General features: G+C 62.9%; 23 protein-coding genes. 14 read left to right on the forward strand and 9 right to left on the reverse strand.

The genetic code is table 11. From position 1 onward, the window contains the following. On the reverse strand, positions 1-899 hold an 899-nt coding region (locus tag AWB80_RS16935; RefSeq protein WP_143328063.1), incomplete at its 3' end, for an AMP-binding protein. A gap of 329 nt (positions 900-1228) precedes the next feature. Between AWB80_RS16935 and AWB80_RS16940 the strand changes: the two genes are divergently transcribed. The 9 genes from AWB80_RS16940 to AWB80_RS16980 all read left to right on the forward strand — a co-directional run bounded on the left by AWB80_RS16940 (position 1229) and on the right by AWB80_RS16980 (position 8741). Continuing rightward, positions 1229-2137, forward strand: coding sequence for a DMT family transporter (locus AWB80_RS16940; RefSeq protein ID WP_061175834.1), 909 nt, complete (start codon positions 1229-1231; stop codon positions 2135-2137). Between the two features lie 190 nt (positions 2138-2327). Next, positions 2328-2918 (forward strand): TIGR00645 family protein, encoded by a 591-nt coding sequence (locus AWB80_RS16945; RefSeq protein WP_061175835.1) that lies wholly within the window; start codon positions 2328-2330, stop codon positions 2916-2918. A gap of 49 nt (positions 2919-2967) precedes the next feature. Then, entirely contained in the window at positions 2968-4491 is a 1524-nt protein-coding gene (locus AWB80_RS16950) for a fumarate hydratase (RefSeq protein ID WP_061175836.1), read from the forward strand. A 201-nt stretch (positions 4492-4692) separates the two neighbouring features. After that, entirely contained in the window at positions 4693-5169 is a 477-nt protein-coding gene (bfr, locus tag AWB80_RS16955) for a bacterioferritin (RefSeq protein WP_061175837.1), read from the forward strand. A 4-nt stretch (positions 5170-5173) separates the two neighbouring features. Further along, the gene (murI, locus tag AWB80_RS16960) at positions 5174-6055 is read left to right on the forward strand and encodes a glutamate racemase (RefSeq protein WP_061175838.1); all 882 of its coding nucleotides are present in this window, start codon (positions 5174-5176) and stop codon (positions 6053-6055) included. Positions 6056-6230: 175 nt separating this feature from the next. Then, positions 6231-6467, forward strand: coding sequence for a (2Fe-2S)-binding protein (locus AWB80_RS16965; RefSeq protein ID WP_061175839.1), 237 nt, complete (start codon positions 6231-6233; stop codon positions 6465-6467). A gap of 327 nt (positions 6468-6794) precedes the next feature. Then, complete coding sequence (locus AWB80_RS16970; RefSeq protein WP_061175840.1) at positions 6795-7523, forward strand: energy transducer TonB; 729 nt, start codon at positions 6795-6797, stop codon at positions 7521-7523. Positions 7524-7555: 32 nt separating this feature from the next. Further along, entirely contained in the window at positions 7556-8302 is a 747-nt protein-coding gene (locus AWB80_RS16975) for a MotA/TolQ/ExbB proton channel family protein (protein ID WP_061175841.1), read from the forward strand. A 16-nt stretch (positions 8303-8318) separates the two neighbouring features. Then, on the forward strand, positions 8319-8741 hold the full coding sequence (locus tag AWB80_RS16980; RefSeq protein ID WP_061175842.1) for an ExbD/TolR family protein: 423 nt from the start codon (positions 8319-8321) through the stop codon (positions 8739-8741). A 348-nt stretch (positions 8742-9089) separates the two neighbouring features. On the opposite strand, the gene AWB80_RS16985 is transcribed toward AWB80_RS16980, so the two are convergent. Next, on the reverse strand, positions 9090-10052 hold the full coding sequence (locus AWB80_RS16985) for a LysR family transcriptional regulator (protein WP_061175843.1): 963 nt from the start codon (positions 10050-10052) through the stop codon (positions 9090-9092). A 167-nt stretch (positions 10053-10219) separates the two neighbouring features. On the opposite strand from AWB80_RS16985, the gene AWB80_RS16990 reads away from it, so the two are divergent. From AWB80_RS16990 to hemP, 4 genes are all read left to right on the forward strand, one after another. Then, entirely contained in the window at positions 10220-11092 is an 873-nt protein-coding gene (locus tag AWB80_RS16990) for a pirin family protein (protein WP_061175844.1), read from the forward strand. A 132-nt stretch (positions 11093-11224) separates the two neighbouring features. After that, positions 11225-11623 carry an OsmC family protein gene (locus AWB80_RS16995; protein ID WP_061175845.1) on the forward strand — a complete coding sequence of 133 codons (399 nt, stop codon included), beginning with the start codon at positions 11225-11227 and terminating at the stop codon, positions 11621-11623. Positions 11624-11662: 39 nt separating this feature from the next. Beyond that, the gene (locus tag AWB80_RS17000; RefSeq protein ID WP_061175846.1) at positions 11663-12151 is read left to right on the forward strand and encodes an SRPBCC family protein; all 489 of its coding nucleotides are present in this window, start codon (positions 11663-11665) and stop codon (positions 12149-12151) included. A 147-nt stretch (positions 12152-12298) separates the two neighbouring features. Then, entirely contained in the window at positions 12299-12547 is a 249-nt protein-coding gene (gene hemP, locus AWB80_RS17005; protein WP_061175847.1) for a hemin uptake protein HemP, read from the forward strand. Positions 12548-12816: 269 nt separating this feature from the next. On the opposite strand, the gene AWB80_RS17010 is transcribed toward hemP, so the two are convergent. The 6 genes from AWB80_RS17010 to uvrB form a co-directional block, all read right to left on the reverse strand. After that, a complete protein-coding gene (locus tag AWB80_RS17010; RefSeq protein ID WP_061175848.1) occupies positions 12817-13230 on the reverse strand; it encodes a GlcG/HbpS family heme-binding protein in 414 nt (137 codons plus the stop codon). A 38-nt stretch (positions 13231-13268) separates the two neighbouring features. Then, positions 13269-14672, reverse strand: coding sequence for a 4Fe-4S binding protein (locus AWB80_RS17015; RefSeq protein ID WP_208635659.1), 1404 nt, complete (start codon positions 14670-14672; stop codon positions 13269-13271). Next, the gene (locus AWB80_RS17020) at positions 14669-15520 is read right to left on the reverse strand and encodes an FTR1 family iron permease (protein ID WP_061175850.1); all 852 of its coding nucleotides are present in this window, start codon (positions 15518-15520) and stop codon (positions 14669-14671) included. Before AWB80_RS17020 ends, AWB80_RS17015 begins: the two co-directional genes overlap by 4 nt. Before the next feature lie 68 nt (positions 15521-15588). Next, positions 15589-15921, reverse strand: coding sequence for a cupredoxin domain-containing protein (locus AWB80_RS17025; RefSeq protein WP_061175851.1), 333 nt, complete (start codon positions 15919-15921; stop codon positions 15589-15591). Positions 15922-15976: 55 nt separating this feature from the next. Continuing rightward, positions 15977-16522, reverse strand: a complete 546-nt coding sequence (locus AWB80_RS17030) for an iron transporter (protein WP_061176029.1) — start codon at positions 16520-16522, stop codon at positions 15977-15979. A gap of 370 nt (positions 16523-16892) precedes the next feature. Continuing rightward, a complete protein-coding gene (uvrB, locus tag AWB80_RS17035; RefSeq protein ID WP_061175852.1) occupies positions 16893-18989 on the reverse strand; it encodes an excinuclease ABC subunit UvrB in 2097 nt (698 codons plus the stop codon). 275 nt (positions 18990-19264) lie between these two features. Between uvrB and AWB80_RS17040 the strand changes: the two genes are divergently transcribed. After that, on the forward strand, positions 19265-20464 hold the full coding sequence (locus tag AWB80_RS17040) for an amino acid aminotransferase (protein WP_061175853.1): 1200 nt from the start codon (positions 19265-19267) through the stop codon (positions 20462-20464). Between the two features lie 106 nt (positions 20465-20570). Here the strand turns inward: AWB80_RS17040 and AWB80_RS17045 are convergent, their stop codons facing one another. Continuing rightward, the gene (locus AWB80_RS17045; protein WP_061175854.1) at positions 20571-20789 is read right to left on the reverse strand and encodes a hypothetical protein; all 219 of its coding nucleotides are present in this window, start codon (positions 20787-20789) and stop codon (positions 20571-20573) included. Positions 20790-20839 lie beyond the last annotated feature (50 nt).

Consider the following 20839-nt stretch of genomic DNA (forward strand, 5'->3'; position numbering starts at 1 on the left):
TCGAAGGTCCACTTCATCGTCTGCGCGCCCCACAGCAACACGCCCGCCGTGCTGTGCTGCACGCCCTTCGGCTTGCCTGTCGAGCCCGACGTGTAGAGGATGAAAAGCGGATGCTCCGCGCCGACCCACTCCGGCTCGCACTGCGTCGATTCGTTCTCGACGATCTCGTGCAGCCACGCGTCGCGCCCTTCCGTCCACGCGACCTTGCCGCCCGTGCGCTGATAAACGATGACGTCCTTCACCTTCTCGCAGCCGCCCGCGGCGAGTGCTTCGTCGGCGATGCTTTTGAGCGGCAGCGCTTTGCCGCCGCGCATCTGTTCGTCGGCGGTGATGAGCGCGACCGCGCCGACATCGACGAGACGTTCATTGAGCGACTTCGACGAGAAACCGCCGAACACGACCGAATGCGTTGCGCCGATGCGCACGCACGCCTGCATCGCGACGACGCCTTCGACCGACATCGGCAGATAGATCACGACGCGGTCGCCCTTTTTCACGCCGCGCTTCCTGAGCGCGTTGGCGAGGCGGCTGACGCGATCGAGCAGATCCTGATAGGTGACGTTGGTGACGGTGCCGTCGTCGGCTTCGAAGATGATCGCGTTGTCGTTGCCGCGGCCCGCTTCGACATGACGGTCGAGACAGTTGTACGACGCGTTCAGCTCGCCGTCCTCGAACCACGTGTAGAACGGCGCCTTCGATTCATCCAGCACCTTGGTGAACGGCTTGTGCCAGGCAAGCGCCTCGCGCGCGAGGCGGGCCCAGAAGCCTTCGTAATCACGCTCTGCTTCCGCTACAAGCGCCTTGTAGGCGTCCATGCCGGAGATTGCCGCACCCGAGCTCGCCTTGGCGGACGGCGGGAACACACGTTTTTCATGAAGAACCGATTCGATCGCAGACATCGACAACCCCTTTGATGGTGTTTCCAAATCCGGCGGCGCGCGCGTCGCTGAATGGGCCGCGCGCGCCGCATGTTGTGAGGTTCGAGAGCTGAAAACGCGTGGCGTTCCCGCTCCGAGCCTTGTCTCCGTTGTCGCGACCGGAAGCCGGTCGCATGCAAGGTTGCGCGCCTGAGCAGCGCTCCAGCCCTTGCTTCCATTTCAAGATAAGCCGCCCAACTTACCCGCTACTTACGTGAAGCGCCCGACAGGCACGGGGTATACACGGAGTCCGCGCGGCTTCTACAATGCGTCCCCACAATCGTAACTGAACTAACAGCGCGGTATCCAGTTTGAATCGCTACGCTCTCTTACTCATCGGCGCGATGCTGCTCGTCGGAAGCAACGTCGGCATCGGCAAGTCGATCGTCGCCTTCGTTCCCGTTCCGCTCTTCGCTCTGTTGCGCTTCGTGATCGCGCTCGCGGTGCTCTGGCCGCTCTTGCGCTGGTCGAAGATGAAGCGCGTCGCGCGCGGCGAATGGGTCAATCTTTTCCTGCAGGCGTTCTTCGGCACGTTCGGCTTCACCTTGCTGATGCTCGGCGGCGTCGCGCGCACGAGCGCGGTCGCGGCCGGCGTCATCACGAGCACGATTCCGGCCGTGGTCGCGCTCTTCGCGTGGCTCTTTCTTAAAGAGAAGCCGGGCGGACGCGCGTTCGCGTCGATCGCACTGGCGATCGCGGGCGTGCTCGTCATCAACGTCGCTCAGGCCGGCGATACGGGCGCGAGCTCGTTCGGCGGCAATCTGATGGTGCTCGGCGCGGTGTGCTGCGAATCGCTCTACGTGATCCTGTCGCGCCGACTCACGCAGACGCTGCCCGCCATCGACATCTGCGCGTACACCCACGCGATCGGCCTTCTGCTGATGCTGCCCGTCGTGGGGTCGGACGCGGCCTCGCTCGCGCGCTTCGAATGGACGAGCGTCGGCTGGGATACGTGGGCGCTCGTCCTGTGGTACGGCCTCTCGGCCAGCATCTTCTCGTTCTGGCTGTGGATGAAAGGCATCCGCCACGTCGACGGCAGTGTCGCGGGCGTGTTCTGCGCCGTCCTGCCGATCGCGGCGGCGCTCTACGGCATCGCGTTCCTCGACGAGCGGCCGACGCTCGCGCATGGCGTCGCGCTCGCGTGCGTGGTGACGGGCATCGCGATCGCGAGTTTCGGCGCGCGCCCCGCTGGCCGCGTATCGCGCGAAACGGGCGTTTAGCGACCGCTCGCCGATTCCATCGGCGCATTCCGAAAGCTTTCGGCAGGCCCGCTCGGTGACGCGCTACAATAGCGGGCTTCCTGACACCGCGAACGCGCCCGAGCGCATTCGCCGGCGCATCGCACGTTTTGGTTCGTCATATTCGCCCGTCATCATTCAAGTTCGATCCCCATCGACTCTATAGCCGCCCATGTCCGCTCCCAAGCATTCACCCGCCTCGCCCTCGCAGCCCGGCTCGATGAAAGTGCTGCCTAAAGTCATCTTCATGAGCCGCTGGCTGCAGGTACCGCTCTATCTGGGCCTGATCGTCGCGCAAGGCGTCTACGTCGTACTGTTCCTGAAGGAAGTGTGGCACCTCGTCACGCACGCGATGACGCTCGACGAAACCAACATCATGCTCGTCGTGCTCGGCCTGATTGACGTGGTGATGATTTCGAACCTGCTCATCATGGTGATCGTCGGCGGGTATGAGACCTTCGTGTCGCGGCTGGGCGTGGAAGGCCACCCCGACGAACCCGAGTGGCTCGATCACGTCAACGCGGGTGTGCTGAAGGTGAAGCTGTCGATGGCGCTCATCAGCATCTCGTCGATCCATCTGCTGAAAACCTTCATCAACCCGGACCAGCATACGTTCCATACGGTGCTGTGGCAGGTGATCATCCACGTCGCCTTCCTCGTGTCCGCGCTGATCATGGCGTGGGTCGACCGGCTGACCACGCATACGCATCCGAAGCACTTTCACGACGAATCCTTTTCGCCGCCCCGAAACGCAATCGAGTGAAGCGTCGTCCAGAACGCCAGCACATAATTTCGTCCCCAGAGCTGAAGCCATGACCGTCATCAAGCAGGAAGACCTGATTCAGAGCATCGCTGATTCGCTGCAATACATCAGCTACTACCATCCGCTCGACTACATCCAGGCGCTCGGCCGCGCCTACGAGCTGGAAGAGAGTCCCGCCGCGAAAGACGCGATCGCGCAGATTCTGACCAACAGCCGCATGTGCGCCGAAGGCAAGCGACCGATCTGCCAGGACACGGGCATCGTCACGGTGTTCGTGAAGGTCGGCATGGATGTGCGGTGGGACGGCGCGACGATGAGCGTCACCGACATGATCAACGAAGGCGTGCGCCGCGGTTATCTGAACCCGGACAACGTGCTGCGCGCGTCGATCGTGAGCCCGCCCGAAGGCGGCCGCAAGAACACGAAGGACAACACGCCGGCCGTGATCCACTACGAGATCGTGCCCGGCGACAAGGTCGATGTTCAGGTCGCGGCCAAGGGCGGCGGCTCGGAAAACAAGTCGAAGTTCGCGATGCTGAACCCGTCGGATTCCATCGTCGACTGGGTGCTCAAGACCGTGCCGACGATGGGCGCCGGCTGGTGCCCGCCCGGCATGCTCGGCATCGGCATCGGCGGCACCGCGGAAAAAGCGATGGTCATGGCGAAGGAATCGCTGATGGACCCGATCGACATTCAGGACATCATCGCGCGCGGACCGCAGGACTGGATCGAGGAGCTGCGTGTCGAACTGCATGAGAAGGTGAACGCGCTCGGCATCGGCGCGCAGGGTCTCGGCGGCCTCGCCACCGTGCTCGACGTGAAGATCATGGCCGCGCCGACGCATGCGGCGAGCAAGCCGGTCGCGATCATCCCGAACTGCGCGGCCACGCGCCACGCGCATTTCACGCTCGATGGCTCGGGCGTCGCGAAGCTGGAAGCGCCCTCGCTCGAAGACTGGCCGAAGGTCAACTGGGAGCCGAACACGGAGACGAGCCAGCGCGTCGACCTGAACACACTGACGCCGGAGCAGGTCGCCGCGTGGAAGCCGGGCCAGACGCTGCTGCTGTCGGGCAAGATGCTGACGGGCCGCGACGCCGCGCACAAGCGCATCGCCGACATGCTCGCGAAGGGTGAAAAGCTGCCGGTCGATTTCACGAACCGCGTGATCTATTACGTCGGCCCGGTCGATCCGGTGCGCGACGAAGCCGTCGGCCCGGCAGGCCCGACCACGGCCACGCGTATGGACAAGTTCACCGAGATGATGCTCGCGCAAACCGGACTCATCTCGATGATCGGCAAGGCCGAGCGCGGCCCGGTCGCCATCGAGGCGATCAAAAATCACAAGGCCGCGTATCTGATGGCGGTCGGCGGCGCGGCGTATCTCGTGTCGAAGGCGATCCGCGAAGCGAAGGTGCTCGCGTTCGAAGATCTCGGCATGGAAGCGATCTACGAGTTCGACGTGCAGGACATGCCGGTGACCGTCGCGGTCGATTCGAGCGGCACGTCGGTCCACAAGACGGGGCCTGCTGAATGGCAGGCGAAAATCGGAAAGATCCCGGTCGCCACGGCTTGAACCGGAATTAAAGACGGTTTATACCGTTAGGGCGCGCAGAGCCGGGCAGAACGCCCGGCTCTTTTCTTTGCAGCGTCTCTAGCTGATAAAGATTTTCATTCTCAGTTTCGTCTGAAACAAAAAATATTCTCTCAACCTTGGCATTGTCACGCTCAAGGTTTATCTTTGCTCAATGCCCCACGTTACAAAAAAGGAACAATCATGCAAGGCGACGCAAAAGTCATCGAATATCTGAACTCTCAGCTGAAAAACGAGCTGACGGCGATCAATCAATACTTCCTGCACGCCCGGATGTATCAGCACTGGGGCCTCGAGAAGCTCAACAAGCATGAGTACGACGAATCGATCGGGGAGATGAAGCACGCCGACTGGCTTATCCAGCGCGTCTTCATGCTCGACGGTCTGCCGAATCTGCAGGACCTGCACAAGCTGCTGATCGGCGAAGAGACCAAGGAAATTCTCGAATGCGATCTGAAGCTCGAACAGATTTCCCAGTCGACCTGCAAGGAAGCCATCGCTTATTGCGAGACGGTGCGTGACTTCGTCTCGCGCGAAATCTTCGAAAAGATCCTGCACGACACCGAAGAACACATCGACTGGCTGGAGACGCAACTGGATCTGATCGACAAGGTCGGCATCCAGAACTATCAGCAGACCATGATGGGCGATCACGAATAATCGGATGTCGGGCGCAGTACCTTTCCTGAAGCCGAACGAGCGTGCCGCGTCAGACGCGAGCGCGCCGGTCGGCATTTTCGATTCCGGTCTCGGCGGCCTGTCGGTGCTGCGCGCCGTGCGCGCGACGCTGCCGCACGAACGGCTCATCTACGTCGCCGATTCGCTCCACGCGCCCTACGGCGAGCGCGACGACGATTTCATCGTCGACCGCACGATGGCGATCGGCGAGTGGCTCGTCGCGCAGGGCGCGAAAGCGCTCGTCGTCGCGTGCAACACGGCCACCGCGCAGTCGATCGCGCTCGTGCGCGAGCGTCTGCCGATTCCGCTCGTCGGCGTCGAGCCGGGCGTGAAGCCAGCGGCGGCGGTGTCGACGTCACGCGTGGTAGGCGTGCTGGCGACCGCCGTCACCTTGCGCTCGGCGCGGTTCCAGTCTCTGCTCGACCGTCACGCGGGCGATTGCCGCTTCATTTGTCAGCCGGGACACGGCCTGGTGCAGGCGGTCGAGCGCTGCGACACCTCGTCGCCCGCGTTGATGGCGCTGCTCGAAAGCTATCTCGCGCCGATGCTCGACGCCGGCGCTGATACCCTCGTGCTCGGCTGCACCCACTATCCGTTTCTCGACCGCGCAATCCGCGACATCGCGGGCGAGCGTTTGCAGATCGTCGATACCAGCGTCGCGATCGCGCGGCAGCTCGATCGTCTGCTCGACGCCCACGCGCTGAAGAACGTCACCGCGCCGCCGGACAGTCTGCCGCGTTTCTGCTCCACCGCCGACGGCGAATCTCAGCGCCAGCTCGCGGCCTCCCTCCTCCAGCTCGACGCCACCGTCGAGCACGTGGATATCCCTTCGCGCCGTACGCGCCTCGCAGAACCCGACATCGTCTGAGGGTTTTACGCGCGCGGCACTCGGTTTGTCGCGCGCTTTCCCCCGCCAGGCAAGGCTCCTAGCAATAAACCCGCTAACTTCGGCACTCTGTTACAAAAAACACGGAGCCCCGCTTGCAAAGGTGCCCATACTGAATGATAATAATTCGCATTAACGCTAGCTATCGCGAACGATCATGATTGTCTGTGTCTGCAAATCAGTGTCCGACCGCAAGATCCGAGCCGCCATCGCCGAGGGAATGGACTCTTTCGACGAACTGCAATTCGAGCTCGGCGTGGCGCTGTGCTGCGGCAAGTGCGAGCCGAGCGTTCGCGACGTAATGGCACAAAGCGGTGTCTGCGCGTCGCGCTGCGGCGTCGAGCAGCGCGAAATGGTGGCGCCGCTCACGTTCTACGAGCGCCAGGCAGCCTGAAGCATCCCGCGCGACCTTGGTGCCGCGCCCAACCGCCGACGCCCGAAATTGCCCGCTGCGTCGTTCGGTCGTTTTGATTGCCTCCAGCAAGCCAGGTTACCTTCGAATTTCCGGTCACTTCAAGCCAGCCGCGCAACCCTTTACCCCTGGAGGGAAAGATGGAATTGCTGATCGGTTTTGTGGCCACCCTGTTTATCTCCCTGCTTATTTTCCGAAAATGACGTCGTCTGGTTTCTTCCATACCGAGCTTGCGCAGCCGTTGGACCTCAAGGTGGAAAGCAGCGCTATCAACGAGCATTCACGCAGCACCCCAAGCCGACAATAACAATGCAGTCCCCGACCACTACTCCCGCCGCTTTCCAGACGGCGCCGGCAGCGAACGCCAATCCGCGCGTGATCGCAGCATGCGTCGCTGTCGTCGTCATTCACGCCGCGCTGCTGGGCGTCGCGCTGACGATGCGCAACGAGCCGCTGCCGCGACCGATCGAAGCCAAGTCGATCACCGCGCAACTGATCAGCGAAACGCCGCAGCCCGCGGCGCAGCCGGTCGCGATCGAAACGCCGCCGCCGCCGAAACCGGTTCCGCAGCCCGTTCCGAAGCCGCAGCCCAAGCCGAAGGTCAAACCGAAGATCGAGCCGAAGCCCACGCCGATGCCGGTGACCGAAGCGCCGTCGCAAATCGCCGCGCCCGCGCCGGAACCCACGCCGCCCGCTCCGCCGCAACCCGTGGCTCCTGCAGCGCCCGCGATCGGCAAGCCGAGCATGGATCTGGCCGCGCCGAAGAACGTCGCACATCTGAGTTGCAACATCGCGCAGCCAGACTATCCGGCCATGGCCAAGCGCCGCGGCGAAACGGGCACGGCTGTCATCCGCCTGACGGTGGGCCTGTCGGGCAAGATCGAAAACGTCACGCTGCAGAAGAGCAGCGGTTCGTCGCGACTCGATGACGCGGCGCTCGAGGCGGTGCGCGGCAGCGCGTGCAGCCCGTACAAGGAAAATGGCGAAGCGATTCGCGCGACCGCCACAGTGCCATTCGTTTTCAGTCTGAACGACTGATCGGTTTTTTTAGATACAAGGAAGGAAGAGAAATGGAAAACTACGGGATTGCGCACGTCTGGGCGCAAGGCGACTTCGTGACGCGCGGCATCGCGCTCGCGCTCGTCATCATGTCGGTGCTTTCGTGGACGGTCATCGTCGTGAAGGCGTGGAACGTCGTGCGCCTGAAGCGCCTGACCCGAAACGCCGAACAGGCGTTCTGGCACTCCGACGATTTCAACGACGGCATCAAGAAGCTCGGCAGCCAGTCGTCGAGCCCGGCGGACAACCCGTTCCTCGCACTCGCGCTGGCCGGCCAGGAAGCAGCCGAGCATCATCATCAGACGCAGCCGCATCTGCACGACCGCATGGACGTGTCGGACTGGATCACGCGCTGCCTGAAGGACGTGATGGACGAAGGCGTCGGCCGCATGCAGTCGGGTCTCGCGGTGCTCGCGTCGATCGGTTCCACGTCGCCGTTCGTCGGTCTGTTCGGCACGGTGTGGGGGATCTATCACGCGCTGCTGACGATCGGCGCGACCGGCCAGACCTCGATCGATCAGGTCGCGGGTCCGGTCGGCGAATCGCTCATCATGACCGCGTTCGGCCTGTTCGTCGCAATTCCGGCGGTGCTCGGCTACAACGCCCTCACCCGCGCGAACAAGGGCATCGTCACGAAGCTGAACCGCTTCGCGCACGGCCTGCACGCGTTCTTCGTCACGGGCTCGAAGCTCTCGTCGACCAAGCGCGCGACGAACACCGCCTCCGACAGCCTGCGTCTCGCGACGCGCGCGTCGTAAGCCCGGGAGGTTCGCAATGGCCATGAGCCCATTCGCCGGAGATGAAGACGACGGCATGATGAGCGAAATCAACATGACGCCGCTCGTCGACGTCATGCTGGTTCTCCTGATCATCTTCCTCGTCACGATTCCGGCCATGCATCACGCGGTGAAGATCGACCTGCCGCACGCAAGCAGCCAGCCGCAGGACGAGAAGCCCGCGCACGTGAACATCGCCATCAAGGCCGACGGCACGACGCTGTGGGACGATCAGCCGGTCGACGAAGCGACGCTCAACGCGCGCATCACGCAGGCCGCGCAGCAGACGCCGCAACCGGAGATTCACCTGCGCGCGGATCGTCAGGTGGCGTACGAGAAAGTCGCCGATCTGATGTCGGCGGCGCAATCGGGCGGGCTGACGAAGATCGGTTTCGTCACCGAGCCGAAAAGCGGCAAGTAACGCGGTAACGCGCCCTTTTGCGGGCGCACAAAGTAAAAGGCCTTCATCGTCGGATGAAGGCCTTTTTTTGTGCGCGCTCGGCGCATTCGGGTGAGGCGGTCACTTTGGGTTCGTATAGCCAGAACCAGAAGTTCCGTCACATGCAGCAGCCGTGGTCGACACGGACAGTGCAATCAACCCTATCAGGCTAACTATCAGAGCAGCCGTCAGATTTCGCATAGGAGCTCCTTAGCGAAAGAGACTTCAATATACCGCCGCGATTTTCGGCGTTCAAGGCTCACCCGATTGAATCTGTCCATCGCAAACGCGCGCTTCAATGTCATAAACCAATGACAAACGCCGGTGCGGTCAAACTGTTTCGCGTTCCGGGCTTTCCTGAACAGGACATTCTCCTGGGAAGCGCTGGCCGCTGCCGATCGACTCGACGAGAAAATCGACGAATGCGCGCACTGCGGGAATCATGCCCTGCCGCGACAGGAAGACCGCATAGAGTTGCGGCGATGGAAAGGTCCAGCCCGGCATCACGGGCGATAGCTGTCCGGTTCGCAGCGGCGCGCCGTACATCATCTCGGGCAGCGCCGCGATGCCGACGCCGCGCATGACGGCCTCGCGGATCATCGACAGATCCGCCGTGACGAGCCTCGGCTCGTGCTCGAACTCGTGACGCGTACCATCCGGCGCAATCAGCCGATAGACGTGGCGGCCATCGGCGGAAGGCGTGTCGAGCGTGTCGTACTGGGCGAGTTCGGCGGGCGTCATCGGCGGCGCGTTCGACTTCAGCAGCGATGGCGCCGCGACGAGCATCTGCTCCGTGCGCCACAGCGGACGCGCGACCACGTTCGAGCTCGCGGGCGGCTCCGAGCGCACGCGCAGCGCGACATCGATCGCATCTTCGAACAGATCGACGACGCGATTCGTCACGCGCAGCACGACGCGCACTTCCGGAAAGCGATGCATGAAGTCCGGCATCACCGCCGACAGAAACGTCTGCGCGATGGTCACCGGCACGCTCACGCGCACGGTTCCGCGCGGCGAATCGCGCAGGCTCTGCACGACGTTCACGGCGGCCTGCGCTTCGGCGAGCATCGCCTGGCAATGCTGGTAGAAAAGCTGGCCGGCCTCGGTCAGCGCGAGCTTGCGCGTCGAGCGTTGCAACAGCCGTACGCCGAGCGACGCCTCGAGCTCCGACACGCGCCTCGACAGCCGCGACTTCGAGATGCCGAGCACGCGTTCAGCCGCCGAAAATCCGCCGCGCTCGACGACGTGCGAGAAATACATCAGATCGTTCAGGTCATGCGAGTCGGCTTTCATGGTCGCTCGGTAGGACTCGGGATTCGGGTTCGCGCGGTTCGTTATCCCCAGCGGGACAATCCATTGCGCCAGGGCGTCTTTTACAGCGAAATGCGGCCCATATAATAGCGCTGTGTTCCAGATTTATCGCTATTCCCTTATTTTCGTATCAGTGACGCGAGGCAATCATGTCCACCAGCCGCAGCATCGAACGCATCATTCCGGCGACCCGCACTGTCGAAGGCGGCGGGTTCGTCGTGCATCGCCCGTTTCCGACTCGTCTTTTGATGGATTTCGATCCCTTCCTTCTGCTCGATGAGATGGGCCCCGCCGACTACGCGCCCGGCGAGGCGAAAGGCGCGCCCGATCATCCGCATCGCGGCTTCGAAACCGTCACGTACATGCTCGAAGGCGAGTTCGGCCATAAGGACTCGGCGGGCCACTCCGGCACGTTGCGCCCCGGCGATGTGCAATGGATGACAGCTGGCGCGGGCGTCGTGCACAGCGAGATGCCGGCGGAGGAATTCACGCGCAACGGCGGCCGCGTGCACGGTCTGCAACTGTGGGTGAACCTGCCGCAGCGCGACAAGATGATCGCGCCGCATTATCAGGAAATCCCGTCTGCGCAGATTCCCGTCGCGACGAGCGAGGACGGCAAGGTCCGCGTGAAGGTCATCGCAGGCGAGGCGCTCGGCGTGAAGGCCGCGATCGAGACGCGCACGCCGATTCTCTATCAGCACTTTTCGTTGCAACCGGGCGCGAAGATCGAACTGGCCGTGCCGCGCGATTACCGCGTGTTCGCGTATCCGCTCTCGGGCACCGCGCTGTACGGTCCGCAAAGCCAGCCGGTGCGCGCGCAGCAGATGGTGATCTTCCGCGACGACAGCGATACGATCGCGCTCGCCGCCGGCGACGAGCCCGTCGAGCTTCTGCTGATCGGCGGCGTGCCGCTGAAGGAGCCGGTCGTGCGTTACGGTCCGTTCGTGATGAACACCGAGGACGAGATCCGTCAGGCGGTCGTCGACTATCAGGCGGGCCGCATGGGCGCGATCGCGCACTGAGCGCTCTCGCCCACGCGCCGAAGCGGAATCAGCGAAACGGTGCGGCATGAACGGACGCATTGCGTCACAATGACCGTTCTTGCTGCACCGTTTTCGTCATTCCTGCAATCCAAACAGAAACAGGAGCAACGCATGGCCGGACCTTCCGTGACCGCCACGATCGGCGACATCGACTTTCAAGTCCGTCTCGGCGACGGCACGCATTCGTGGCTCGCCGACGAACCGGCGAGCCTCGGTGGCGGCGACACCGGACCGGAACCCGCGTCGCTGCTGCTCGCGAGCCTCGGCGCGTGCACGTCCATCACGCTGAAGATGTACGCCAAGCGCAAGGAATGGCCGCTGGAATCGGTGCACGTCGAGCTGTCGATGAAGAGTGTCGCGCAAGGCACGAACATCGAGCGCCGCATCGCGCTCACGGGCGCGCTCTCCGACGAACAGCGGGAACGCCTTTTGCAAATTGCCAATGCGTGCCCGATGCACAAGGTCCTGTCCGGCGCGATTCACATCGAGTCCGGGCTCACGCCGCAGTGATGCATTGCGGGCACCACGAACGTCCAAGGAAACGTCGTCTTGAATTTCGAACACCTGATCCAGATCAACGATCCGCTTAACCCGCTCGTCGAGTCGCTCACGCGCGAGCAGCTCTGGGAGGGGCTCGTCCTGCGCGCCGAGCAGCCGCAATTGTTCGTGCTCGGGCTGGATAGCTGCGACATCCTTTCGCGCGATGGCGAAACGATGGAGCGTGAACTGCATTACGGCCAGGCAACCGTGCGCGATCGCGTGACGCTCTCTCCCGGCGCGAGCGTGCGCTACGACATCCTGCCAACCGCCGAGTACGTCGGCGGCTCGCTCACAATGGCGATCGAGCAGCCCGACGAGCATCAGCTCTTCCTGCGCTTCACCTACAGCACAACGCTGCCGGAGAACGATCACCCGACCCCCGACGAACGTCAGACGCAGGAGATCGTGAAGTCGGCGTATCGCGAATCGGATATCGATACCGTGCGGCTGATTCGCCAGTTCGTGCACGGTCGCAAGGACGAAAGTCCGCTGCATTGAACGTTTCGACGACGCGGCAGCGAATGTTTCGCCGCCGCATCGAGTCTGGCTATCAAAAGTTGCGTTCCGATCGGAAAGTCTAGTTGCAAATAGGAATGGTTATCATTTACTATAGACCCATCGAATCAACGAACGCACACTTCCGACATGACCGACACGCTGCGATCCTCCACGCTCAGGCTGCGCCGCCCGGCTGTCCGCGACGCCGCGATCACCCGCCCGAAGGCGACCACCGTTACCACGGTGCACGTCGAGCACGCAGCGGAAAGCAACGGCGAGCGCTCGCTCAAGAGCGACGCGCTGCTGCAGGGACGCAGCCACGTGAGCATCGTGCATAACGGGGAGACCTATCAGTTGCGCGCAACGCGTCTGGGCAAGCTGATCCTGACGAAGTAACGCGCGAGAAAGAACACGCAGTACGTACCGGGTATTGTGGGGACCACCTCGCCAAGAGGTGTTTGGCCTTAGCCAGCGAGGACGACTTGCACGCGAGAATTTAGACCCCTTCGTGCAAACACCAGCCAGTCGTCGATAGCAAGCGAAGCCGCTTTTTTTGGTTCCTGCGCTTTTGCGATGTGCCCTGACAGACAGGCCACGCATTGATGATCGAGCAAACGGCACGCGCTTCTCGGGAAGGCGTGCCGTTTTTGTTTTCCGGCAGACGATCAGACGTTTTCGATACCCAGCGCCGCGATGCCTGCCTTCGCGATCTGCGCGTCCTGATCCGACTTCACACCCGACACGCCCACCGCGCCGACGATATCCGTGCCCACGAAGATCGGCACGCCGCCTTCGAGCATGGCGGTCATCGGTGCGCTCAGGAACGCCGTGCGGCCCTGTTTGATGGTGTCTTCGTAGACCTTGGTTTCGCGGCGTCCGAGCACGGCGGTGCGCGCCTTGCCGGTCGCCATTTCGGCGGTGCTGGCGCCCGCTCCGTCCAGACGATGCAGATGCAGCAGATGCCCGCCATCGTCGACGATCGCAATCGTCACGTTCCAGTTGTGTTCTCTGGCATGCGCCTCGGCGGCGGCGGCCATGGACTTGACGTCTTCGTCGGTCAATACGGGTTTGGTTCTCACTTCTCGCTCTCGTTGCCGTGCGACACGGCGTGGACGGTTTATCGGCTGAAGCCCCAGAACATCAGGTACCACGCGCTGTCCGCAACGGCCAGCGCAGCCATAAACCATACCATCGTGAGCACACGCGGAACAAGGGTGGACGCATAGCGGCTCGTCACGCGCCACGCGAGCCACGCGCTCCATGCGTTCGCGATGAAGAGCAGGCCGAGGCGGAGATCCGTCACCCACCAGAGCGGCACATGCTCGGCGCGCAGCAGCGATACGGTCGTCGCCGAAAGCCCGAGGAACACGCCGCAGCCCGCGAGCGGAACCAGCGCGAGCGTCAGGTGATGCAGACGCGTCGCTTCGAGCTTGCCGAGCATGCGTGCGCCCGCCGCGAGCAGCGCGAGCAGCGCGGTGCCATACACGAGCCCCGTCGCGACGATATAGCCGATGACCATCGTGCCGTCGAGCCACGAGAAGACGTCGTTCTGTTCCGGATAATGCGTGAACAGGAACCACGGCGCGTTGGTGTCGAGCGGCCAGAGAATGTTGTGATCGATCAGCCAGGCCGCGAGATATTGCTTGAGGTCGACGAACCATGTGCTCACGGTCCAGTGGAACGCGCCGATCGCGATGCCGAGCAGGCCGTACAGAATGAGCGCGGTGTCCCACGGGTTCGCGGCCTTGTCGCCGAGCTTGACGACTTCATCCGATGGCGAGCGCCACGTGAGCGCGATCGCATCGCGATGGCCGCTGCAGCGGCCGCACATGTGGCAGTCCTGCGCGCCCTTCATGTTGCGCAGCGGGACGAGCGGCGCGCAGTTGATCGGAATCACGCGATGACCGTGCTCGCCTTCTTTGTACGAGCGCCGCCATGCGTCTTCGCTGACCTTGAAGTGAAACGGCGCGAGCCGCGCGAGCAGCGAGAACACGCCGTTCACCGGGCACAGATACTTGCACCACACGCGCTTTTCCCGGCCGTACAGCACGCCGATGATCATCGCGCCCACGGTCGAGCCGCCGAGCACGAGCAGCACGGCCTTCGGGTACTGATAGACGCTGACCATCTGGCCGTAGATGGTCGTCAATCCGAATGCGACGAACGGCCAGCCTCCCCAGCGCATCCAGCGCGGAATCGCCCAGCCGCGGCCGAACTTGCTAGCGAACTCGGACAGCGCGCCTTCGGGACACAGCACGCCGCACCACACGCGTCCGAGCATGACCATCGAGAGCAGCACAAACGGCCACCAGATGCCCCAGAACACGAACTGCGCGGCGAGCGTGAGATTGCTCCACAGATGCGCGGAGCCATCGGGCAGCGGCATCACGGCGGGCACGACGATCAGAAACGCGTACACGGCAACCACGACCCACTGAATCATGCGGATCGCGCTGCCGTGACGCTGCATCCAGTGGCCGGCTTGCTGAAGCCGGCCCGGTCTAGGCATTACAGAACTCATGCTGGACGGCTTGCCGCCTTTTGTTTTTGCGCCATCTGGTTTTTCGAATGGCGCATCAGGAGATAGATGACGACCCAGTACATCGCGTACGCAACCAGGTTCATGCCTGCCGGATGCGCGCGATAGCCCGTCAGTGTAGCAACGAGCGAGCCGAAGGTACTCGAATCGTCGAGCAGCCAGGACGTATTCCACACCTGATTGACGATCACCGGCAGCACTTCCATGTCGATCAGCTTGTCGATGCCCGTTTCGAAGAGACCCGCCGCGAGGAACAGCAGCATGATTTCGGTGACGCGGAAAAACGAGCGCCACGAGAAGATCTTGCCGCCGAGTTGCAGCACGTAGAAGGTCAGCAGCGCGAGGCCGAAGCCGAGAATGATCGCGACATACTGCGACACGTCCACATGCCCCGATTGGCCGAAGCCCACGCCGTAGAGGAACACGGCCGTTTCGCTGCCTTCACGCGCGATCGCCAGCGCGACGAGCAGCGCGATGCCCCACCAGTGCCCGTCCTGCGTGCTCTTTTGCAGCGAAGATTCCATATCGCGCTTAAGCGTGCGGCCGTGGCGCTTCATCCACAGCACCATCTGCACGATCAGCACGCACGCGACCAGCACCATCGCCGTCTGGAAGTAGTCCTGCGCGTCGCCCGACAGCACTTCGGTGAAACCGATGAGCGCGGCGCCCAGCGCCACGGCCGCGAGCAAACCGATGACGACGCCAGCCCACAAATAAGGCAGGCCGCGGCGCGCCTGATGATCGCCGTTCTTCAGCCACGCGTAGAGAATGCCGACGACGAGCAACGCCTCGACGCTCTCACGCCACACGATGAAAAGTACCTGCCCCATTCCAAACCTCCAGCAATTTCCACTTCAGTCGGCTGCGCGAGCGTGATGTCGCTGCGCGGCGCGGTTCGTTACTTCGCGACGATCACGCCCTGCGCGCTCTGATGAAAGTCGTCGAAAAACTTGTATTCACCCGGGTCCAGCGGCGCGATCACAACGAACGAATCGGCGCCCGGTGCCAGCACCTTCTCCTTGCGCAACTGCACGCTTTCGAACTCGGCCGCGCCCTTGCCGATGTTGTGCACTTCGATCTTGATGCGCTGGCCCGCCGGCACTTCGATGCGCGTCGGGTTGAGCTTGCCGTCGTTCATTTCGAGCTTGAACGTGGGCAGATCCGCGGCGTGTGCGATCCCGGAGGCGAACCCGCACAGCGCGATCGCGACCATCTGGCTTGTCAGTTTCATGCGTACTTCCTGAGAAAGAACGCGCCCGGTCCGGGATGCCGGGCGCTACGGACGATCAGTAGCCGCCCTTCTTGCCGATGCCCGCGAACGGGAAGTCGTACTCGATCGTGAACGGCTTGAACCACGGACCGACGCCCGTTTCCTTGTCGGTGTGACGGCCGAACGCCATGTGACCTTCCTGCGTAGGCGGCGAGATGTGCAGCTTCAGGTGATACTTGCCCGGGCCGAAGAGCTTGACGTTGTCGCCGTAGTGCGGGCCGTCGCTCGCGACCATCGGCATCAGGTCGCCCTTGATGCTCTGCGTCGTGCCGACCTTCGTGAGCTCATACGTCACGTTCAGATACGGCATCCAGTCGCCTTCGGCGAAACCGGTCGGGTTGTTCTTGACCGCGTGGATATCCGCCTCGAGGTGGATGTCAGAATCCGACGCCTTGCGCATCATGCCTTCGGGCGCCATCGTGATCGGCTGGAGGTACACGGCGCCGGTTTCCATGCCGCCCTCGATGTGCTGCTTGCCGATCGGATATTCGGCGGCCGAGGCTGCCATCATCGCCGTGAGACCTGCGGCGGCGACGAGGCCGCGCATCAACGTTGAACCCATCAGAAACTCCTTGTTGTTATCCATTGGCGCGCGTGCCACGCGAGCCTATGCCACTGAAATACCGGACCGGCACGTCAGACGCCCGGAAAAGCAAGCGCCGGCCGGGGCAACACCTCCGTTTGGAATGGCCGGACGACCGGTTGCCAGAGCGGCATTAGCACGACTCTGTGAACGTTAATACGAACCATTCTCAATGTTCGTCAGTTTAGCATCGTTCGACACCCGGAACAATTTGCGCGAGCTTACAAACCTAGGCGCAACAAGGCTTTTCGCGCGATCAGCGCGTCAGGCATAGCGACAAAAAAGCGCGGCGAACCCTTCGATCCGCCGCGCCTTTTAAATTAAACCTTAAAAATCACTTACATATAGCTTACTTTCCGCCGATACCGCTCACGTGATCGCCCACGTTCGCCCCGAATACGCGCTGTCGCAGCAGCGCCAATTGGTCGCGCGTCTGGGCCGCCTTTTCGAATTCGAGATTCTTCGCGTGGTCCATCATCTGCTTTTCGAGCCGCTTGAGTTCCTTCGCGATCTGCTTCTCGGACATGTCCTCGAACTTTGCGCGCGTCTGCGCTTCCTTGAGTTCGGCGCGGGCTTCGTCGGCGTTGTAGACGCCATCGATGATGTCCTTGATGCGCTTCTCGACGCCGCGCGGCGTAATGCCCATCTTCTCGTTGTGCGCGATCTGCTTGGCGCGCCGCCGCTCGGTTTCGCCGATGGCGCGCTTCATCGAGTCGGTCATGTTGTCGGCGTAGAGAATCGCCTTGCCGTTCACGTTGCGCGCCGCGCGGCCGATGGTCTGGATCAGCGAGCGTTCCGCGCGCAGGAAACCTTCCTTGTCGGCGTCGAGAATCGCGACGAGCGACACTTCGGGAATATCGAGGCCCTCGCGCAGCAGGTTGATGCCGACCAGCACGTCGAAGGTGCCGAGCCGCAGATCGCGGATGATTTCCACGCGCTCGACCGTGTCGATGTCGCTGTGCAGGTAGCGCACCTTCACGCCGTGATCGGCTAGAAATTCGGTGAGCTGTTCGGCCATGCGCTTCGTGAGCACGGTGACGAGCACGCGCTCGTGAACCGCGACGCGCGCATTGATTTCCGAAAGCACGTCGTCGACCTGCGAACGCGCCGGGCGCACCTCGATATCCGGATCGACGAGACCGGTCGGCCGCACGAGCTGCTCGGCCACCTGCCCCGCCTTCTGCTTTTCGTAGTCGGCGGGCGTCGCGGAGACGAAGATCGCCTGACGCATCTTGCGCTCGAACTCGTTGAATTTGAGCGGACGGTTATCGAGCGCGGACGGCATGCGAAAACCGTAATCGACCAGATTTTCCTTGCGCGCACGGTCGCCGTTGTACATGCCGTTCAACTGGCCGATCAGCACGTGCGATTCGTCGAGCAGCATCAGCGCGTCGGGCGGCAGATAGTCGACGAGCGTCGGCGGCGGCTCGCCGGGCGCCGCGCCCGAGAAATGCCGCGAATAGTTCTCGATGCCTTTGCAGAAACCGAGTTCCTGCAGCATTTCCAGATCGAAGCGCGTGCGCTGCTCCAGCCGCTGCGCTTCGACGAGCTTGCCCTGGCTGTGAAAGAACTCGAGCCGCTCGCGCAGTTCGAGCTTGATCGTCTCGATCGCGCGCATGACGGTGTCGCGCGGCGTCACATAGTGCGACGACGGATACACGGTAAAACGCGGAATCTTGTTGCGGGTGCGGCCGGTGAGCGGATCGAACAGAACCATCGACTCGATTTCGTCGTCGAAAAGCTCGACGCGCACCGCCATTTCCGCGTGTTCCGCCGGAAAAATATCGATGGTGTCGCCGCGCACGCGGAACGAGCCGCGCTGGAAATCGGCCTCGTTGCGCGTGTACTGCATCGCGATCAGGCGCGCGATGACGTCGCGCTGGCCTAACTTGTCGCCGGTGCGCAGCGTGAGAATCATCTTGTGGTACTCGGACGGATTGCCGATACCGTAAATCGCCGAAACCGTCGCGACGATCACCACATCGCGCCGTTCCAGCAGGCTCTTGGTGGCCGAGAGCCGCATCTGCTCGATGTGCTCGTTGATCGACGAATCCTTCTCGATGAAGAGATCGCGCTGCGGCACGTACGCTTCCGGCTGGTAGTAGTCGTAGTACGAGACGAAGTATTCGACCGCGTTGCGCGGAAAGAACTCGCGGAATTCGGCGTAGAGCTGCGCGGCGAGCGTCTTGTTCGGCGCGAAGACGATCGCCGGGCGGCCCATGCGCGCGATGACATTGGCCATCGTGAAGGTCTTGCCGGAGCCGGTCACGCCAAGCAGCGTCTGGAACGACAGGCCGTCCTCGACGCCTTCGACGAGCGTGGCGATGGCGTCGGGCTGATCGCCGGCGGGCTGATACGGCTGATAAAGCTGGAACGGCGAACCGTCGAACGTGACGAATTTCGATTCGTCCAGTGCGTCGGGCGTTTCGATAAGAGTATCGGACATGAGAACCTGAGTCTTCGCCGGGGCAAACACTCATTCTAGCGGCTGGCGGAAAACCCGCTCGGCACCGGCCGAACCGGCGCCTGCGTGAAAAACACGCATCTTCGGGTGGCCGCGCCGAAAAAGCCGGCCCGGATTCGCTACAATGTGCGGCTGGGCTCAACGGCTTCGAGCCGTTGGTCGCCGCGCTCTGCGTCTTTCTGCGCGATGTTTTCGAGGCGCATCCGCATCATCCGTTTGCATTCCGCTGCACGTCCTTCCTTCACTGCCGATAGATCATGTCTCTTTTCTCTGCTGTCGAACTCGCTCCCCGTGACCCTATCCTGGGCCTCAACGAAGCCTTCAACGCCGACACGCGCACGACCAAAGTCAATCTGGGCGTCGGTGTGTACACCAACGAGGAAGGCAAGATTCCGCTGCTGCGCGCCGTGCGCGACGCCGAGAAAGCGCGCGTCGATGCAGCGCTGCCGCGCGGCTATCTGCCGATCGAAGGTATCGCCGCGTATGACGCCGCCGTGCAGAAGCTGCTGCTCGGCGACGACTCGCCGCTGATCGCCGCTGGCCGCGTCGTGACGGCGCAAGCGCTCGGCGGCACGGGCGCGCTGAAGATCGGCGCGGACTTCCTGAAGCGTCTGAATCCGAACGCCATCGTCGCGATCAGCGATCCGAGCTGGGAAAACCACCGCGCGCTGTTCGAAAGCGCCGGTTTCGAAGTGGTGAACTACCCGTACTACGAAGCCGCCACGCACGGCGTGAACTTCGACGCCATGCTCGCGGCGCTCAACGGCTACGCGCCGGGCACGATCGTCGTGCTGCACGCGTGCTGCCACAACCCGACCGGCGTCGATCTGTCGGACGATCAGTGGAAGCAGATCGTCGAGGTCGTGAAGGCGCGCAATCTCGTGCCGTTCCTCGACATGGCGTATCAGGGCTTCGCGGAAAACATCGACGCGGATTCCGCCGCCGTGCGTCTGTTCGCGGCCGCCGAGCTGAACGTGTTCGTATCGTCGTCGTTCTCGAAGTCGTTCTCGCTGTACGGCGAGCGTGTCGGCGCGCTGTCGATTATCACGACGGGCAAGGAGGAATCCGCGCGCGTGCTGTCGCAACTCAAGCGCGTGATCCGCACCAACTACTCGAACCCGCCGACGCATGGCGGCTCGATCGTCGCGGCCGTGCTGGCGTCGCCGGAACTGCGCGCGACCTGGGAGCAGGAGCTGGGTGAAATGCGCGACCGCATCCGCGCGATGCGCAACGGTCTCGTCGAGCGTCTGAAGGCGAACGGCGTCGATCGCGACTTCTCGTTCGTCGACAAGCAACGCGGCATGTTCTCGTATTCGGGTCTGAGCGCCGCGCAAGTCGATCGCCTGCGCGAAGAGTTCGGCATCTACGCCGTGAGCACCGGCCGCATCTGCGTGGCCGCGCTGAACACGCGCAACCTCGATGTCGTCGCGAGCGCCGTCGCCGCCGTGCTCAAGTAAGAAACAAGCCGGTCCGGTTACGGAACGAAAATGGCGCCCTTCGCGGGGCGCCATTTTTTGTGTCCGGCGCAAGCCGGACATGGGCTGCGAGCGGATTGCGAGCGCGTCAGAGCGTCTTTTGCGCCGGAGCCACAGCAGGCGTCGCGTCGTCGTCCTCGACGAAGCCGAGGGAAATCGCGCGCGCCAGTTCGGCGCTGACGTCGGCCACGGCGATCTGCTCGTGGCGCTGGGCCGCATTTCCGCCTTCGCCCGCGTGCATGCAAAACGTGAGCGCGATCGGGAACAGGATGGCAACGGGCCAGTAGGTCGATATTGTCTTTTTCATTGGGACTGCCTTTCGTCGATATGCCGCAGGGAAAAGATCCACTGACGGAC

It is taken from the genome of Caballeronia pedi (assembly GCF_001544915.2).
Taxonomy (GTDB): Bacteria; Pseudomonadota; Gammaproteobacteria; order Burkholderiales; family Burkholderiaceae; genus Caballeronia; species Caballeronia pedi.

Coding starts and splice junctions, on each gene's coding strand:
- AWB80_RS16945 (WP_061175835.1), top strand. CDS start 2,328: ATGTCCGCTCCCAAGCATTCACCCGCCTCGCCCTCGCAGCCCGGCTCG.
- AWB80_RS16950 (WP_061175836.1), top strand. CDS start 2,968: ATGACCGTCATCAAGCAGGAAGACCTGATTCAGAGCATCGCTGATTCG.
- bfr (WP_061175837.1), top strand. CDS start 4,693: ATGCAAGGCGACGCAAAAGTCATCGAATATCTGAACTCTCAGCTGAAA.
- murI (WP_061175838.1), top strand. CDS start 5,174: ATGTCGGGCGCAGTACCTTTCCTGAAGCCGAACGAGCGTGCCGCGTCA.
- AWB80_RS16965 (WP_061175839.1), top strand. CDS start 6,231: ATGATTGTCTGTGTCTGCAAATCAGTGTCCGACCGCAAGATCCGAGCC.
- AWB80_RS16970 (WP_061175840.1), top strand. CDS start 6,795: ATGCAGTCCCCGACCACTACTCCCGCCGCTTTCCAGACGGCGCCGGCA.
- AWB80_RS16975 (WP_061175841.1), top strand. CDS start 7,556: ATGGAAAACTACGGGATTGCGCACGTCTGGGCGCAAGGCGACTTCGTG.
- AWB80_RS16980 (WP_061175842.1), top strand. CDS start 8,319: ATGGCCATGAGCCCATTCGCCGGAGATGAAGACGACGGCATGATGAGC.
- AWB80_RS16985 (WP_061175843.1), bottom strand. CDS start 10,052: ATGAAAGCCGACTCGCATGACCTGAACGATCTGATGTATTTCTCGCAC.
- AWB80_RS16990 (WP_061175844.1), top strand. CDS start 10,220: ATGTCCACCAGCCGCAGCATCGAACGCATCATTCCGGCGACCCGCACT.
- AWB80_RS16995 (WP_061175845.1), top strand. CDS start 11,225: ATGGCCGGACCTTCCGTGACCGCCACGATCGGCGACATCGACTTTCAA.
- hemP (WP_061175847.1), top strand. CDS start 12,299: ATGACCGACACGCTGCGATCCTCCACGCTCAGGCTGCGCCGCCCGGCT.
- AWB80_RS17015 (WP_208635659.1), bottom strand. CDS start 14,672: ATGAGTTCTGTAATGCCTAGACCGGGCCGGCTTCAGCAAGCCGGCCAC.
- AWB80_RS17020 (WP_061175850.1), bottom strand. CDS start 15,520: ATGGGGCAGGTACTTTTCATCGTGTGGCGTGAGAGCGTCGAGGCGTTG.
- AWB80_RS17025 (WP_061175851.1), bottom strand. CDS start 15,921: ATGAAACTGACAAGCCAGATGGTCGCGATCGCGCTGTGCGGGTTCGCC.
- AWB80_RS17030 (WP_061176029.1), bottom strand. CDS start 16,522: ATGGGTTCAACGTTGATGCGCGGCCTCGTCGCCGCCGCAGGTCTCACG.
- uvrB (WP_061175852.1), bottom strand. CDS start 18,989: ATGTCCGATACTCTTATCGAAACGCCCGACGCACTGGACGAATCGAAA.
- AWB80_RS17040 (WP_061175853.1), top strand. CDS start 19,265: ATGTCTCTTTTCTCTGCTGTCGAACTCGCTCCCCGTGACCCTATCCTG.
- AWB80_RS17045 (WP_061175854.1), bottom strand. CDS start 20,789: ATGAAAAAGACAATATCGACCTACTGGCCCGTTGCCATCCTGTTCCCG.